At 44.3% G+C, this 17552-nt stretch carries 14 protein-coding genes; 1 reads left to right on the top strand and 13 read right to left on the bottom strand.

Translation table 11 applies throughout. The annotated features are described in order from the left end of the window. The first annotated feature begins 73 nt into the window (after nt 1–73). Nucleotides 74–436, top strand: coding sequence for a hypothetical protein (locus JK635_RS00475; RefSeq protein WP_202651345.1), 363 nt, complete (start codon nt 74–76; stop codon nt 434–436). A gap of 36 nt (nt 437–472) precedes the next feature. On the opposite strand, the gene JK635_RS00480 is transcribed toward JK635_RS00475, so the two are convergent. The 13 genes from JK635_RS00480 to JK635_RS00540 all read right to left on the bottom strand — a co-directional run bounded on the left by JK635_RS00480 (nt 473) and on the right by JK635_RS00540 (nt 17485). Further along, the gene (locus JK635_RS00480; RefSeq protein ID WP_202651347.1) at nt 473–1414 is read right to left on the bottom strand and encodes an MBL fold metallo-hydrolase; all 942 of its coding nucleotides are present in this window, start codon (nt 1412–1414) and stop codon (nt 473–475) included. 166 nt (nt 1415–1580) lie between these two features. Beyond that, nucleotides 1581–1826: a hypothetical protein gene (locus JK635_RS00485; protein ID WP_202651349.1), complete on the bottom strand. Its 246-nt coding sequence runs from the start codon at nt 1824–1826 to the stop codon at nt 1581–1583. Nucleotides 1827–1956: 130 nt separating this feature from the next. Then, nucleotides 1957–3198 (bottom strand): glutamate-5-semialdehyde dehydrogenase, encoded by a 1242-nt coding sequence (locus JK635_RS00490; protein ID WP_202651351.1) that lies wholly within the window; start codon nt 3196–3198, stop codon nt 1957–1959. A gap of 4 nt (nt 3199–3202) precedes the next feature. Then, nucleotides 3203–4315, bottom strand: coding sequence for a glutamate 5-kinase (proB, locus tag JK635_RS00495; protein ID WP_202651353.1), 1113 nt, complete (start codon nt 4313–4315; stop codon nt 3203–3205). A 419-nt stretch (nt 4316–4734) separates the two neighbouring features. After that, on the bottom strand, nt 4735–6090 hold the full coding sequence (locus tag JK635_RS00500) for an aspartate aminotransferase family protein (RefSeq protein ID WP_202651355.1): 1356 nt from the start codon (nt 6088–6090) through the stop codon (nt 4735–4737). A gap of 71 nt (nt 6091–6161) precedes the next feature. Next, complete coding sequence (locus tag JK635_RS00505; RefSeq protein ID WP_202651357.1) at nt 6162–7625, bottom strand: CoA-acylating methylmalonate-semialdehyde dehydrogenase; 1464 nt, start codon at nt 7623–7625, stop codon at nt 6162–6164. 117 nt (nt 7626–7742) lie between these two features. Then, nucleotides 7743–9371, bottom strand: coding sequence for a PucR family transcriptional regulator (locus tag JK635_RS00510; RefSeq protein WP_202651359.1), 1629 nt, complete (start codon nt 9369–9371; stop codon nt 7743–7745). Nucleotides 9372–9440: 69 nt separating this feature from the next. After that, nucleotides 9441–9662, bottom strand: coding sequence for a hypothetical protein (locus JK635_RS00515; RefSeq protein ID WP_202651361.1), 222 nt, complete (start codon nt 9660–9662; stop codon nt 9441–9443). A 33-nt stretch (nt 9663–9695) separates the two neighbouring features. Beyond that, nucleotides 9696–11171 carry an NCS1 family transporter gene (locus JK635_RS00520; RefSeq protein WP_202651363.1) on the bottom strand — a complete coding sequence of 492 codons (1476 nt, stop codon included), beginning with the start codon at nt 11169–11171 and terminating at the stop codon, nt 9696–9698. A 126-nt stretch (nt 11172–11297) separates the two neighbouring features. Next, nucleotides 11298–12716 carry a dihydropyrimidinase gene (gene hydA / locus JK635_RS00525; RefSeq protein ID WP_202651365.1) on the bottom strand — a complete coding sequence of 473 codons (1419 nt, stop codon included), beginning with the start codon at nt 12714–12716 and terminating at the stop codon, nt 11298–11300. 23 nt (nt 12717–12739) lie between these two features. Beyond that, the gene (gene preA, locus JK635_RS00530; protein ID WP_202651687.1) at nt 12740–14026 is read right to left on the bottom strand and encodes an NAD-dependent dihydropyrimidine dehydrogenase subunit PreA; all 1287 of its coding nucleotides are present in this window, start codon (nt 14024–14026) and stop codon (nt 12740–12742) included. Between the two features lie 210 nt (nt 14027–14236). Next, nucleotides 14237–15607 carry an NAD(P)-dependent oxidoreductase gene (locus tag JK635_RS00535; RefSeq protein WP_202651367.1) on the bottom strand — a complete coding sequence of 457 codons (1371 nt, stop codon included), beginning with the start codon at nt 15605–15607 and terminating at the stop codon, nt 14237–14239. Between the two features lie 360 nt (nt 15608–15967). Continuing rightward, complete coding sequence (locus JK635_RS00540) at nt 15968–17485, bottom strand: DHA2 family efflux MFS transporter permease subunit (protein WP_202651689.1); 1518 nt, start codon at nt 17483–17485, stop codon at nt 15968–15970. Between the last annotated feature and the right edge of the window lie 67 nt (nt 17486–17552).

Here is a 17552-nt window from a genome sequence, read left to right on the forward strand (position 1 = left end):
AAGTTTTATTGCAGGAAATTGTCGAAGAAAATAGAACCAAGTAAAAGAGTCTTAAATTCGGGAGGTAAAGAGAATGCGTAAATTTTTAACTTTATTATGTGGGGGAATCCTTGCCTTTTCATTATTTGCATGGACCGGCAGCCCGGTAAAAGCAGCAGAGCCTGGAGATGATTGTGGCTGCCACGATCTTATTCCGCTTCAAGGTGCCGAACGAAACAAAATTGTTGCAAAATTGATCAGCAGTGATGCCTTTAAAGCAGTGAAGAAGGAAGCAAAAAAGAATGGCTATTCCTGGAATGGGGCAAACGAAGTGGAAGTTGTTATTCCTGCTGAAGGAGTGACAATGGTTGGGGCAAAATTTACAAACAACCAAGGAAACGCATTAATGTTTGTTTTCACCAATGGTGTCTTTGTCGGTACAACCCCAGCGGATTAGAAAAGTGATTCCCAACCTTTTCCGGTTGGGAATTTGTTATATTGCCTCATAATACCATATTCCATTTTCAAAGCTTTTCTCACACTGGTTGTTGGAATACAAGTACTCTAGATGGGCAATCGTTTCTCCGATGGCAAAGCGGGTTTCATGGGTTGTTAACGGCTTTGTAAACAGCTGCTTGCAGACTTGATAGATCGTCGCTGGAGATTGTATGTAATCGTACACTTCATTCAGACGATCATGATGGTGGGAGATTAATTCGGCAATTCTCTTATTGGCATTTTGAAACGGTTTACCGTGAGAGGGAATCACATATTCCGCCTCTAATGATTCAATTTTTCCTAAAGATTCGAAGAACGCCTCTAATGGGTTGGGAATCCCGCGAAACCAATAGGAAATATTCGGAGTGATTTTCGGCAAAATATGGTCAGTTGAAAACAGGATGCTGTTCGCTTTGTTATACAAACATATTAATCCATCAGAATGACCGGGTGTGAAAATCACCTCATATTCATTTTTTCCAAATACCAGTTTTGAGCCCTCTTCAAGATGGCCTCCCACCTTTGGATATGGCTTTACCCGGGGATTAAAGCTCCCTTCATCGTTGGTCAGTTCAACTGCGACATTTTTCGGCAGTCCGCATGTATGATAATGATCCTTGACCTTCTCAAGCGATTCCGGCTCCCAAAATATTCTGGCGGCTTCATCATCTACCTTCGTCATCCATACATCTGCATTCGTTAGCTGCTGTAATGTCCCACCATAGCCATAATGGTCGGGATGTAGATGAGTAAGAATGATGGTCGAAATGTCATATTTGTCGATATAAGGTTTCCAGATTTCCCTTGAAACCTGATTATTTAAACCCGTATCAATAATGGTCCAGCCCTTGGAACCTTCTGCAAAAAAACAATTCACGTGATTTAAGCGAAAAGGTAAGGGGATTGTAACTTGAGTGACTCCAATATCCTCTAACAAACTACCGAACTCCTTCCGTGACTAATCAATTTTTCTAAATTATCAATCTATTACTATCATGCCATAATGCTTTCAAAAAATAAATAAAAATAACCTCGCGACGACACCAGGAACACCATAAAAATGGGACTTCCCTCGAATTTGTTCCGGAAGCCCCATTGTTCATTTAGCTGATTTGCTCTTCGCTTTCGCCATTTATTATGGTTCGTTTATTTGGAATAATGGTTAGGTTCGATTTTTTAAGTAAATAATAAAAATGGTCGAGCGGCATTGCTCCGTGCCCTTTACCATCTCCAAGAGTGAATTGTACCGTGGTTCCGTTATTGGTAATGATCGTCATCGATTCGGCCGCGTTAAAATAGCCTTGAATGTTTTGCGAAATTTGAAACTTTGTCCCTGCTTCAATCGACATTCCGTCTCTCCTTTCGTTCGATTTTTCAAACAGTATTCCCCATTTATTTAAAAACATACTTCAATTTTCAAATCCAGCCCATTCACCATACTGTCTGAAAATTAAAAAACCCCTTCAAATTGAAGGAGTTTTATCCGCGGATCTGGCCATTTCCTTGGACAATCGCTTTTGTTGTAGTGATCGCTTTCAGTCCCATCGGTCCGCGGGCATGCAGCTTTTGTGTACTGATGCCGATTTCTGCCCCATAGCCAAACTGTTCACCATCAGTAAAGCGGGTGGAGGCATTATGATACAACACCGCGGCATCCACGGCCTGGAAAAATAACCGGACATTTTCAGCTGTTTCACTAATAATTGCTTCCGAATGTCTCGTTCCATAGCGGTCAATATGGTCAATTGCCTCCGCTAAGTCATCGACAAGCCTTACCGCCAAAATCGGCGCTAAATATTCTCGCGACCAATCCTCTTCCCCGGCCTCATTTACGAACTCATAAGCTGCTGCCAATTGCTTATCGCCGCGAAGTTCAACCCCTTTTTCCTGCAGGGTTTCAAGAAGCTCGCGAACATACGGCCACTCCTTATGAATCAGCAGTGTTTCCATCGCGTTACATACAGATGGACGCTGCAGCTTGGCATTAACTGCGATCTCCATGGCCATATTTTCAACAGCCGATTGATCAATGAAAATATGGCAGTTTCCCACCCCGGTTTCCAACACGGGAACTGTCGCATTTTGAACCACTGTTTGAATCAACCCTGCACCGCCGCGCGGAATCAATACATCTAAAAATTGGTTCAGCCGAAACATTTGCGAAGCCGTTTCCCTGCTCGTATCCTCAAGCAACTGTACCGCATCTTCGGGAATTGCCGTTTCTGCTAAAGCGGCATGCATAATCGCAACGAGCGCTTTATTAGAATGAAGTGCTGAAGTACTGCCTCTGAGCAGCACTGCATTTCCTGCCTTTAAGCAGAGGCTGGCGGCATCAACGGTTACATTCGGCCGGGCTTCATAAACCATGCCAATCACACCTAATGGAACGCGGACAGTTTGAATATACAAGCCATTTGGACGCTCCCATGCTTCCAGCACTTCTCCAATTGGATCTTCCAATGCCACAACCTGATGGATACCTTCAACCATTTGATTAATCCGGTCACTTGTCAACAGCAGCCGATCCAAAAGAGAGGCTGACAGCCCTTTTTCTTTGCCTTCTTTCATATCTTTTTCATTTTCACGTAAGATCCATTCTTTTTCATTGGCTATTTTGTCAGCCATATAAGCCAAAGCGGCATTTTTTTCCCATGTCGAAAGCATGGCCAGTTTTTTTGAAGCTGCTTTTAGCTTTCCTGCTTTTTCTAATAATTCACTCATCACATTACCCCTCCCATAAGCTCACCCAGTTATCGCGATGGATGACCTCTGCTTTTTTATTGATCGAAAAACGCTTTGTTTCAGTACTTGACAGCCCCTTGACCCTGACCAAATCCTTTGCAGAAAAATAAATCTGTCCCTTGCCAATGATTTTCCCTTTTTGATTGCGAACCTCCACCACGTCTAAAGCATTAAAGTCACCTATCACATTTGTCACCCCAACCGGAAGCAGGCTTTTCCCTTTTTGAATTATTGCTTGCTCGGCACCTTCATCAATTTCAATGATCCCGCCAACTTGAGAATGGAAGGCAATCCACTGTTTTCGCATTTGCATCTGTGACTGGAAAGGACCGCCGATATAAGTTCCATCCCCTTTGCCAGCTAAAATGTCGACCAGTTTTTCCTTGCCTGCTCCGGTCCCAACAAAAACACTGACCCCAAGTGATAAAGCCTTCTTTGCGGCCAATAGTTTCGATTTCATTCCGCCGGTGCCAACTGCTGAGCCATTTTCATCGGCCAATCCAAGAAGCTGCTCTGAAACCTCAGGAATGAAATGATATTTCTTGGCCTCCTTCGACTCTTTTGGGTTTCCATCGTACAGTCCATTGACATCTGTCAAAATAATTAAGGCATTGGCATGTAAAAACCCGCTGACAAGCGCTGACAACATATCGTTGTCGCCAAAGGTTAATTCCTCTAAAGAAACAGAATCATTTTCATTGATAATCGGCACCATCCCTCGGTGGAGCAATTCAGTCATCGCTGAATATAAATTTTGAAACCTGGTCTGGCTGTAAAAATCCTCCCGAGTCAACAATATTTGCGCTGGCACGATGTGATATTGTTGAAAAAGCTGGTTATAATGCTGCATTAATAACCCTTGGCCGACAGCCGCCGCAGCCTGCTTACCGGCAACTGTCTTCGGTCTGGCTGGATATCCAAGGGCATGAAAGCCGGCGGCAACGGCACCTGATGAAATCAGGATAACATCATGCCCCTGCTGCTTAAGATAAGAAATTGCTGCTACATGATCCTTGATTCTTTCTTCAGATATCGTTCCACAGCTATTTGTCAGTGAACTGCTGCCAATTTTCACGACCACCAGTTGTTTCCTCATTCCTCAAACCCTCTTTTTGAAAAAATAAAAAAAACGACTCTTCTGTCCTATAACAAAGGACGGAAAAATCGTTTCCGCGGTACCACCTTTTTTGATGCCTGGTGTCAGGCACCCGCTTTAATCCCGTAACGTGGGTCTTTAACCGGCTTATGTTGGCATAAGCAGATTTCTTAGGGCAGGTTCAATCAGCTTTCCGTGAGAAACCTTTCAGCCACCGGGTTTCACTCTCTGGCACGTTCCCTTGATTTACTAGTCCCTAACCATTTCCAGATTTTTATTTTCTTTGATTATCCTTAGAAATGGCTAAATTGTCAATATAATTTTTCGAAAATTAAAAAAGCAATCGTTTAGCTGTAAATATTTGCTTTTTAACCGATTCAAAAACCCGAGCGCCAAGAACACGCTCGAGTCTCTTCAGCCTATTTAATTTTATTCAATGCCTCCGTCAGCGTATTAACCAAAAAGTTCAAATCCTTTTCTTCGATACTTAATGGCGGTGCTAACGTAAGGACGTTATTATAACCGGCCACTGTTGCTCCGTTTTTGCCTATAATCACCCCGTTTTCCTTGCAGCTGGCGATTACCTGGTTAACCAGACCAACCGCTAACGGCTCTTTTGACGCCTTATCCTTCACTAATTCAATGCCGACCAACAAACCTTTGCCACGAACATTGCCCACATATGGGTGATCTTGAAGCTTGTTTTGCAAATCGTTGATTAGTTTTTCTCCCAATTCCCGCGAACGCTCAAATAAGTTTTCTTTTTCCATTAACTCAAGATTTTTCAGCGCCACTGCACAAGCCGCAGGATTGCCGCCAAATGTATTGACATGCCGGAAATAATCATATTCCTCGGAACCTTTAAATGCCTCATAAATTTCTTTGCGGACTGCCGTAGCCGACAGCGGCAGATAGGCACTGGTGATCCCTTTTGCCATCGTGATAATATCTGGCTTAACCCCGTAGTTCATGAATCCAAATGGTTTGCCTGTCCGGCCAAAACCACAGATCACTTCATCCACAATCAGCAGAGCGCCATGCTTCTCACACACTTCCTTCGCTGCTTTCATATACCCTTCCGGCGGGACAATCACCCCGCCGCCGGTAATAATCGGCTCCATGATCATCGTCGCAATGGTTTCACTCAGTTCCCACGTCATCGTCTGGTCAATTTCTTTGACAGAGGCCAATTCCCTCGGGTCGGCAACATTTGTATCATCCCGATAGGAATCTGGCGGTGAAACATGGATAAACCCAGGGGCAAGCGGCTCATATTTGAATTTTCTCTGAGCCTGGCCGGTTGCTGCTAAAGCTCCCATGGAGTTGCCATGGTAAGCACGGTAGCGGGAAACAATTTTGTAGCGATTATGTTCACCCCGTTGCTGATGATATTGCCGGGCGATTTTAAAGGCGGTTTCATTGGCTTCGGAACCGCTGTTGGAATAAAAAATAACATATTCGTCTTCAAGCATCTGGTTCAATTTTTCAGCCAGTTTTATTGCTGGTACATGGCTTTGGGATAAAGGAAAATAGGCCATTTGTTTTAATTGTTCATATGCGGCATCCGCCAATTCCGTCCTGCCATAGCCGATATTGACGCACCAGAGCCCTGCCATGGCATCCAAATAGCGCCTGCCATCAACGTCTGTAACCCACGAACCCTCTGCCTTTTCCGCAACAATGGAAGCCTTTGGGCTATGAGGCCGCATCGCATGCCAAACATATTGGTCATCCTTTTCCAGCAACGTCTCTTGAAAGCGGTCTGTCTGTACCATCAACATTCCCTCCTATTTTTTACTGACAGCTCCTGCTTATAGCTGTCACAATCCGTAAGCTTTTACATTTCTTATTCAAACCTGGAAGTAATCATTTTCTTCCGGGTATAAAAATTCAAGCCATCCTTGCCGTTGACATGCATGTCACCATAGAAGGAATCCTTCCAGCCGGAGAACGGGAAGAAGGCCATGGTTGCCGGAACCCCAACATTGATCCCCAGCATCCCGGCGTCCGCTTCTTCACGGAACTTGCGGATGGCTTTGGCATCATTGGTGTAAATCGTCGCGCCATTCCCATACCTTGACTTGCGGATATAATCCAGCCCCTCATCCAAGCTGTCGGCGCGCAATAAACTTAATACCGGAGCAAAAATTTCCTCCTTGGCAATGGTCATTTCCGGTGTTACGTGGTCAAAAATCGTGGCGCCAAGGAAATTTCCTTCCGGGTGATCACTCATCTCGCGCCGGCCGTCACGGATTAAGTCAGCTCCCTCGGCAATTCCTTTTTCGATATAGCCCAGCACTTTTTCGCGATGTTCTTTGCGAATGACCGGCGTTAACAACACCTCATCATCCATGCCGTTGCCGATTACTAATTCATCAGCTTGTTTCTTTAGCTCGGCAACAAACCGTTGATTGTCGCCGACAATGACAACGGCACTGCAGGCCATACAGCGCTGACCGGCACTTCCGAAGGTAGAACTGATGATATGCTGAACCGCCTTTTCCAAATTGGCATCCGGCATGACAATATGATGATTTTTGGCCCCGGATAGTGCCTGCACCCGTTTGCCGGCAGCAGCAGCACGTTCATATACATATTTCGCCACTGGCTGCGAACCGACAAACGAAATCGCGGCAATATCCTTATGCTCCAGCAATCCATTCACAACATCATAGGCGCCATGGACGACATTTAAGACCCCTTTTGGCGCCCCTGCCTCCGTGAACAGTTCCGCTAAACGATTGGCCAAAATCGGCGTCCGCTCCGAAGGCTTCAGCACAAACGTATTTCCGCAGGCAACCGCGAGCGGGAACATCCATAACGGCACCATCATCGGAAAGTTGAACGGAGTAATGCCGCCAACAACTCCCACCGGGTAGCGGAACATTTCCGAATCGATATCCTCGGCGATCCCCGAGAGGGTTTCGCCCATCATTAACGTTGGGGCACCACAGGCGAATTCAATGCATTCAATCCCGCGCTGGACCTCGCCATATGCTTCTTTGTAGGCCTTGCCATTTTCCTGAACAATCATGCGGGCCAATTCTTCGTGGTTTTCGCTAATCAATGTATGGTATTTGAAGAGGATTCGTGCTCTTTTCGGAACAGGTACGTTTTTCCACTTTTGGAACGCTTCCTTGGCGGCCGCTACCGCGAGATCCACGTCTTCTTTCGACGATACTGGCACCTTGGTTAACAGTTGATTCGTTGCCGGATTTGGGACATCCAAAGTTTTTTCACTGGTGGAATCGACCCACTCACCATTAATAAAGTTTTTTAAAATCGCTGTATCGTTCTTTGTTACGCTCATTTTCTCATCCCCCTTTGTTAAATTTCGCTTATATCTTCATTATCACTAAACCTTATACCGCTTTCATTAGACATTCTGTCAAATCGCTCGATTCATTTTTTCCACGAATTGAACAGCTTAACGAATGGAAGAATGGGCGTCAAGTCCTGTGCCCGGCTGAGAGGCATACAAATATTCATGGACAAGCAGCATAAATTCAATCGCCACCCGTTTTTCATGCTCCATGAAATCCGCTCCTAACAGGTTTTCTAGTTTTTGTAAGCGGTGATACAACGTTTGTCTGACAATAAACAGCCTGTTTGCCGTTTCTTGCTTGGAGCCGTTACATTCCAAGTACACCTTTAAGGTTTCAAACAGCTTGGCATTGTATTGTAAATCATATTGGATGACTGGCTGTAGGTATTCGGAAAGCAGTTCCTGCAAATCCGTTTGGCTGCTCATTTGCGAAATCAGCCGATAGAGATGCAGATCTTCATAAAATTGAAAGGTCTGCCTGTTTGTCATTTTTTGTTGAATCCGGAGTGTCTCCTTTGCCGTCTGATAACTCCGATGAATCTCCGTAAGGGGCTCAACCACTTTTCCGGCAGCGATGAGAAATTGCGCTGAGGTCTGTTTCTTGATGAATTCTGAGCCAAGAATCGATTCAATTGCTTTTTTAATCCGATTTTTGAGATTTTTACTGCCGCGATGGTTTAATAAAATGAGGATTATTTCATTTCGTTTTTCGACGGAAAAAACAGAAAAGCCGTTTTGTTCGAAAACAGAGCGGATTAATAGTTTAAAATAGGTGATGTCACTCAACGGTTTTTCTGCTGTGTGCACCAACTTTGTAATCAGTACCACTCCATCATTGGTTCGCAGCTTATTTCTGTTGTCCCATAAATAATTTTGAATTTCGGCTGCTGAATAATCACCCTCCAGCCAGCCTTGCAGCCACTCAAATTCCTCAACACGCTTTTTTTCTTCGACATACAAATCTCTTAATAAATGCTGTGCCAGCGCAGTCGCTGTCCGGTCCAAGATTAATAAATTATATTCGCTGATGGGAATTTCTTTGGAATAAACAGATAACTCAGCAAATTCCTGTCCAAACAGGAAAATCGGCGCAGAGGCAATATAGCTGTTAGGCTCTTGTTTTGCAGCCTCGATTTCTTGTAGAATGATTTGATTTTCCTCAGGAGAATTTTCCGGTACAAACACAGGCTGTTGATTTTTCGGGAAAAAGACAATTTGCATATCTAATGCCGAGAAGATAAATTGTAAAATATCTTCATACGTTTCAACGGATAAGAGCCGCTTGTTCAACCGCTGTGAGTAATTTTCCAAATTAGAAATCTTTTGGTACTGCTGATTGATGATGTCAGTATGAATATCCTGGGTAATCTCAACAAATGGGACTTCCTCCGGGAAAAGGATAATTGGAAATTGATGTTCATTTGCAAGTGCGATGACCTCTTGAGGAATTTCGGATATATAGGTGTCAATTTCAATGCATAACCCTGCTGCATTTTGTTGGATCAATTCCTCCACTAACGAAATAAACAGTTCCTTATCTTCCTTCCAGGCAATCCCGGTTGATAAAATGAGCTCATGTCCCTTGAGAAGATTGCGAATGCTCGTTGCTTCGACAATATGCACCCACTTGACCATGCGGTTGATGCCTTCATGACCAGCAAGGATCATCGCTTTTTCAAAATGCTTTCGTTTAACAATATCTGAAACTTTGAACTGAAATTGATCTTTCATCCATTGCACTCCTTGAAAAAATCGATTGCTAAAAAAGGATTGGCTCCACGACCAATCCTTTCCCTAGCTTCATCCATTTCTCCTTTGCTTTTGCTTGATTAAGAGACTGGAAAAGTATTTTCTGGCATTGGCGTTTCCAATCAAGAGGGTTTCCGTAATATTTTCCTTTGGATGAACAAACTCAACGGTCGCCCCGTCTAAATGTTCTTTCACCTGACTGATTTGAAAACCTTTTTGAATGAGAAAATCAATTTGATCCCGTTCCGCTAAAAATTGCTGATACTCAGACATTTAGACCATCCCCCGCTCTTTGCTAAATCTCCATCAATTTAAATCCAAGTTATCTGCTAGTTTGTTGGCAGCTGGTTGAATAGCTGTTTCTTCCTCAATAATCCAATCTCGGCCAACAGATATTCCTAAATATTTTTCATCACTTGGGTCTTCTATTTCTGCCTGTGGATATTTTTTAAACCACCAATATTTTGCAAGAAAGTAGTAAATAACTACTCCGACTATAAACCCAACAACAAAGCCATATTCTGGTACAAAATAAGAAGCGGCCCCGCCGATAATCCAGGCAATGATACCAGCCATATTTACGCCACCAAGGTATCTAAACTGTCCATGATCCTCATACAAATCGGGCACATTTACCCGTCTTTTTCTCAGTAAATAATAATCGGCAAACAGGATCCCGACAATCGCGGATAAAATACCACCGACAAAAAGCAAAACCGGAATAATGATGCCAAATAACTTCCATGGCTGGACAACGGTTCCGACAATCCCTGCGGTAATCACTCCAGCCCAAAACGGAAACTTGGGTCCGCCAACATTAGAGAAAATAGTTGCCGCTGGTACGACATTCGCGGCAGTATTCGTGGACCATTGGGCAAGAATAATCATCACTAACAGGACGACCAGAATAAAACCGCCTGCTGACTCTGTCAATGCTACAACGGGGTCATAGTTTAAAACCGCAATATAAGAAGCTGCGCCGATAATAATCATAAATGTTTCGGTAATCGGCATCGCCACCATATTTCCCAATAGCGAATTTTTATTTCGTTTAAACCAGTTCTTTTCATAGGCGGGTGCTTGAATAAACCGGGAAATCGTCGGAATATCCGCACTCAAAGTTGCCCAAAAGCCCATGTTGGCGAACACAACAACCATAAACGCGGTAAACGCGGCGCCGCCTGTCACCGGGTGTTCTGCCCAGGTCCAAAGATTCCTTCCAGCCGCTTCAGCCTTATCTGATAATGAGGAAAACATCCATAACGAGATAATGATAATAATAGGTGCAGCCAGGTCAGCGAACCGTTCGATTGATTTAATTCCTAATGCAGTATTGACCAATTGGACAATGGCAAATAGAATAAAGCAAACAAACCAATTGTTATAGTCAAATAAAATATCCAAAATGCCGTTCATTGCCGTTGCACCAAAATACGTGTTAATCCCAAACCACATCGAGGCCGTAACACCTCGAGTTACTGATGGAATATGGGTGCCAATCGTTCCAAACGGAGCCCTCATGTAGACGGGAAACGATAACCCATGCTCAATCCCAATATCGGCGATCAGCGAAATGAAGAAACCAATCGCCAGACATCCAATCACGGTTGCCAAAATAACCATAGGCAGGGATAAACTCATCACTCCAGAACCGCCAATCGCAAACGCTGCAAGAACAACGGCCATCCCAACCCACATAAACGAGAAGCCCAGTTTTGTAATATTCCGGTTCTCTTGCGTGATCGGCAGCAGGTCAGGGGATTTTAAGTGGCTTTTTTTCATATGAACACTCCATTTCGGTTTAATTTAACATTCTTGATAACCGATGGTACTAAAGTTTAAAAGAAGCAATTGCTTGTGGTTCAAGCAATTGCCGGAGTGGTTCAATAATGAAGAGCAACTGATTCACTAGATTGATAATGTTTCGTTTTGGCTGATTTGCGTATTTCGGCTGTATTTCGCTCTCTTCAAATATTGACCCGAACCAGGCTTTCCGACAAATTGTTTATCGCGGACAACATATTCGCCGCGAACTAATACAGAGACTGGTTCACCAGTCACTTTCAACCCTTCAAAAGCATTGTAATCAACGGCCATATGATGGGTTTCCGCCGATAGGACTCGTTCCACATTTGGGTCAAAAATAACCAAGTCGGCATCTGTACCAACAGCAATTGTGCCTTTTTTCGGGAACAATCCGAATAGTTTAGCAGCACGGGTAGAGGTTAAATCGACAAATTGGTTTAAACTAATCCGCCCCTTCTTCACCCCCTCAGAGAACAAGATGGATAAACGATCTTCAATGATTGGACCGCCGTTCGGGATTTTCGTGAAATCATCTCGGCCTAAGTCCTTTTGTCCATTAAAATCAAACGAGCATTGATCAGAGCCAAGCGTTTGCAGCTGGCCGCTTTTCAAAGCATTCCATAGGACATCCTGGTTCCATTTTTCACGGAGCGGCGGCGACCATACATATTTAGCACCCTCGAAATTTGGCTTTTCCAAATAGCTTTGGTCAAGCACCAAATATTGCGGACAAGTTTCGCCCCAGACGTCAAAGCCTTTACTGCGAGCCTCGGCAATTTGTTTAACTGCTTCGGCACAGGATACATGGACAACATAAAGCTGTGACCCGGCAAGCCCGGCAAACCTAGCCGCGCGTCCGGTCGCTTCTCCTTCCAGTTCCGCGGGTCTTGTCAATGCATGATAAATCGGGGCGGTATTCCCTTCCGCCAATGCTTTTTTCGTTAAATAATCAATCACATCACCATTTTCCGCATGGACCATAACTAAAGCACCGAGATCCTTTGCTGTTACCAGTGTGCGGAATAACGTTTCATCATCAGCCTGAAAAACATGTTTGTAGGCCATAAATACTTTAAAGGAGGTAATCCCTTCCTCAGCAATGACTTGAGGTAGCTCGTTTAAGACATCCTGATTAATTTCCGAAATCATCAAATGGAAGCCGTAATCGATGACTGCTTTATCCCGTGATTTTTCATGCCAGGTTTGGATCGCGTTTTTCAGCGGTTCCCCCTTATTCGTTAAGCAAAAATCAATGATGGTTGTCGTCCCGCCAAAGGCGGCAGCAACGGTTCCTGTTTCAAAGTCATCTTTCGTGACAGTTCCGCCAAATGGCATATCAAGGTGAGTATGCGGATCAATCCCGCCCGGAAAAACAAGGCACCCCTTGGCATCGATAATCTCTGCCCCGATGGCATTAAGGTTTGTGCCAACCTGGGTGATTTTTCCACCCTCAATTAAAATTTCACCTTGAAAGGTATCTGCTGCGGTTACGATCGTACCGTTTTTAACGATTTTTTTCATCGATCCATTCCTCCTTGAAAAAGTTACTTCGTCACATCTGCTTGGCATTCCACAGCGGCATTTAATGCCGCTTGACGTTCATTCCAAGTCATTGGCGCAAGTTCTCGCGGTACTTCAATCATGTCAATCGCGCCTTCTACCGGGCAGACAATCGAACATAAATTACAGCCGACACAATCCTCTTCCCTTACCTTCAAATAGCTCTTTCCGGATCCATCTGTCAGCCTCTCGATACATTGATGGGAGGTATCCTCACAGGCAATATGGCATTTATTGCAATTAATGCAGACTTCGGTATTGATTCTGGCAACGATATTATAATTCAGATCCAAATCGCCCCAGTCAGAATATTTCGGTACCGACTTTCCGATAATGTCGGAAACAGCAGCAATGCCTTTGCTATCAAGGTAGTGATCCAGCCCCTCAATCATATCCTCGACAATGCGGAAGCCATGGTGCATCGCAGCCGTACAGACCTGTACCCCTGTTGCCCCCATCAGCATGAACTCAACGGCATCCTGCCAATTGGAGATTCCGCCGATCCCGGAAATGGGCACATTGATATTGGGATGTCTGGCACATTCCGCAACCATATTGAGGGCAATGGGCTTCACCGCTGGACCACAGTAACCGCCATGTGCACCCTTCCCAGCTACATGGGGAATTGTATTCCACGTGTCAAGATCGACGCCCATTAAACTATTAATCGTGTTAATCATACTAATGGCATCAGCACCACCGTTTGCTGCTGCCTCTGCTGTCGCCGTGATATCGGTAATATTGGGCGTTAATTTGACTATGACCGGTGTTTTCGCCACTTCCTTCACCCAATAGGTTTGCTTTTCTACGAGTGCCGGCACCTGCCCGGAGGCTGAACCCATGCCCCGTTCGGCCATACCATGCGGACAGCCGAAGTTTAGTTCCAACCCGTCTACCCCGACATCCTCCACTCTTTTTACAATTTCATGCCATTTTTCCTGTTTCGGCTCCACCATCAGAGACGCGATAACTGCATGGTTGGGGAATTTCTTTTTTGTTTCATAGATTTCTTTGAGGTTGACATCTAACGGCCTATCGGTGATCAGTTCAATATTGTTAAAACCGGCAACCCGCCGGCCGTTAAAATGGATTGCTGCAAATCGTGAGGTGACATTCAGGATTGGGTCGCCAAGCGTTTTCCATACTGCTCCGCCCCAGCCCGCCTCAAACGCCCGTTGCACCTGATAGCCGGAGTTCGTTGGAGGCGCTGATGCGAGCCAAAATGGATTAGGAGACTTAATCCCGGCAAGATTAATGCGTAAATCAGCCATCATGTTTCCCCCTTCACTTTTCAGATTTTACCCGTCGAAATTTGAGTTTTACCCGTCTGTTTTTAAGTTTTACCCGCCAACTCTCATAATCTTTTTTGTTTGTGAATTTGCTAGATGGAATTCACACTCACACTGATCCATCTTTTAAACGTTAATAAAATTGTCGAAATCAAATGGATAAACGTCAAAAAGTAGCTAAAAGTCTTTTTACTAATGAGCGGTTCCAACTGTGGAAAACTGCCGATGAATCGCGTGGGCAGCGTTTTTACCTTGTTGTGCTGCTGTAACAACCATTGCTTCGCCCTTCCCCTTACCAAATATCACATCACCGCAGGCATAGATACGCGGATTGGACGTTTGCAGCGTTTCCTGATTGACCTTTACGACCCCGCTGTCATGCTCCAGGCCAAGCTGTTCAATCAATTCCAGATGTCTTGTCTGCCCAATTGCTTTTATCACCACATCTACTGGTATCACATATTCAGACCCTGGGATTGCAATCGGACGGCGGCGACCGTCTGCTTCTGGTTCACCAAGCTGCATCTTGAGACATTCAATTCCCGTGACTCTGCCATCTTCATCACCGATAATCCGCTTTGGCGCCGTCAGCCAGCGAAATTCCACACCATCCTGCTTGGCAAATTCATATTCAAAATCATAAGCCGTCATTTCCTCTTGGGTCCGACGGTAGAGAATCTTTACATTTTCCGCCCCCAGACGAACAGAACAGGTCGCACCGTCGATGGCTGTATTACCAGCACCGATCACGACTACCCGTTTGCCGACAAAATCTTCTGAAACTTGACCGCTCTTTGTAGCCTTTACAAATTCAATTGCGTCATAGACTCCTGATAAATCTTCGCCGGGAATCCCAAGATTAGGGACATGCGCCATCCCCGCCGCCAGCACAATCCGGTCAAAGCTGTCCAATAATTCTTGAATGGAAATATCTCCGCCAACCACGGTATTGGTCCGAATTTTGACATTTAATTTTTTGACTTGGGAAACTTCCCAAAAGGAAATTTTTTGCGGCAGCCGGAAGGATACAATCCCATACGTATTTAATCCGCCTGCCTGTTCGGCGGCTTCAAAAATGGTGACATCATAGCCTAATCTGGCAAGTTCTCTTGCCGCGGACAAGCCAGCAGGGCCGCCACCGATCACAGCTATCGTCTTTCCATTTCGTTCTCCTGGTTCAAATAGGGTTTTATCATTATGGATGGCCCAATCTGTTGCAAATCTTTGTAAATTTCCAATCATGATCGGTTTGGTAGAATGGTTAAGGACACATGCTCCTTCACAGAGCTCCTCCGTCGGACAAACTCGTGCGCAGCTTGCTCCAACTGGGTTAGCGGACATAATCGTCTTGGCAGATCCTAGTAAATTTCCTGAGGCAATCTTTTTAATAAAAGTAGGAATATCAATCCCTGTTGGACAGGCCTTTATACATGGGGCATCATAACAATAGAGGCAGCGATTTGCTTCTTCCAGCGCTTCTTGATTGGTCAGTCCTCGGTCGACCTCCTGAAAATTAGTTTCAAGATGAGTAAGGGAAATACGTGGTATCTTTTTGATTGTCAAAAAGTAAACCTCCTTTTCTTTTTATACACCAGAAATGAAAGCGCTTTATAATGAAAGTAAATTGGTATCAAAAATCACCAGCCTTTTATATGTATTTATACAGAATATTCTGTATACCTACCATTTTACCTTCTCTACATGGCCATTACATCTAACAGTTTGTCAAAAGATTAAGACTATCGTTTATCCACATTGTAAAATCCGAATGGACAAACAGCTTCTTGTACTCCATAAAATCTATAACAATTTACCATACTTTACTTAAGGATTTTGTAAAACGGTGGCGAATGGAATTAAATAAATTAACATAAAAAGGGTGTCCAAAAGTCAAAAATTTGACTTTCCCAGACACCCTGTAAATTAATTTTCAGCTAATTTATGTGTAACTGCTTTTCTGGCAGGCTTTACTTCTCCCGGATCACTGGCTTGTTTTGCCCGTTTAATAAAGAAGGACAGAATCAGCGCAACTGCGGCAATTCCGGTAGCTACCATGAATGAATAATTGATGCCGTCAAGCGTTGCTTTCATCAAAATTTCTTGTTTCATTTGCGCGAGCGCTTCAGCTGTTGGCGGCTGCGTGGCGTGGCCCATGGTGGCCTTCGCAGCGGCCCCAATTTCTTTTGCCCGAGTTTCAGTATGGGTCGACATGACCGTTACCAATAATGCGGTACCAATAGCACCGGCCACCTGGTTCATGGTATTGTTCATTGCGGTGCCATGGGGATAAAAACGTGTTGGCAGCTGATTTAACCCATTCGTTGAAACTGGCATCATCGCCATTGACATGCCCAATGAGCGGATAGAGTATAAAATAATTAGATGTGTATAGCTTGTATCGAGCTCCAACTTACTAAACATATACGTCGTTGCGGTCGTAATCGCTAAACCAATTACTGCTAAAATACGTCCGCCAAATTTATCAAATAGTCTACCGGTAATCGGTGACATCAACGACATCAAAATAGCACCAGGAAGCAGCAGGAGCCCTGCGTCCATTGGGGAAATGCCGCGAATGTCCTGAACATAGATTGGCAGCAGCAACATCCCTGAAAACATCGCCATATTGACAATCATGGTAATAGCAGAAGACAGAGCAAACATCGGATATTTGTAAATCCTGAAGTTCAGCATTGGCCGGTCCTGTTTTAATTGCTTCAAAATAAAAACGGTTAAGCATACGGCACCGACAATAATCGTCCCATACACTAGCGGACTGTCCCAGCCTTTACTACCGGCAGAACTAAAGCCATAAAGAATACCGCCAAACCCAAAGCTGGATAAGGCCAGCGAAAGAAAATCAAGATGCAAATCCACTTTTTCTTTTTTATCTTTAATGATAAAAAAGCCAATTAATATGACCACGATAGCAATTGGTGTGATGAAGTGAAACAACATTCGCCAATCATAATGCTCGATAATCCAACCGGAAAGTGTTGGGCCAATCGCCGGGGCAGACATTAAAATTAAGCCAAAAACCCCCATCGCAGTTCCTCTTTTTTCCACAGGGAAGCTGACCAGCATAACATTCATTAGAGTTGGCATTAATATCGCCGACCCGGAAGCCTGGAGCATCCTCCCTGCTAATAAGATCGAAAAGATGTGAGCAGTGCCTGCGAGGATTGTTCCGACAGCAAATAAACACATCGCAGATAAAAAGATTCGACGGACAGAATATTTTTGAATTAAATGAGCAGTCGTCGGAATTAATATGCCGTTTACCAACATAAACCCAGTTGTTAACCACTGAACAGTTGTTGGTTCAACTTTTAAGTCCCTCATAATCGAAGGCAGTGCGATGTTTAATAAAGTATTATTTAAAAAGGCAATGAATGCCCCAACCATAAGGACAGCAATGATACCATATGGAGGGCGGCTCATCGGTCTATCGGTTTGTTCCAAGTAAATTCCTCCCTTTAAACTAGTTGTTCATTTTTTTATACCTCTG

Origin of the sequence: Neobacillus paridis (assembly GCF_016765675.1) — a bacterium.
Lineage (GTDB): Bacteria > Bacillota > Bacilli > Bacillales > Cytobacillaceae > Neobacillus > Neobacillus paridis.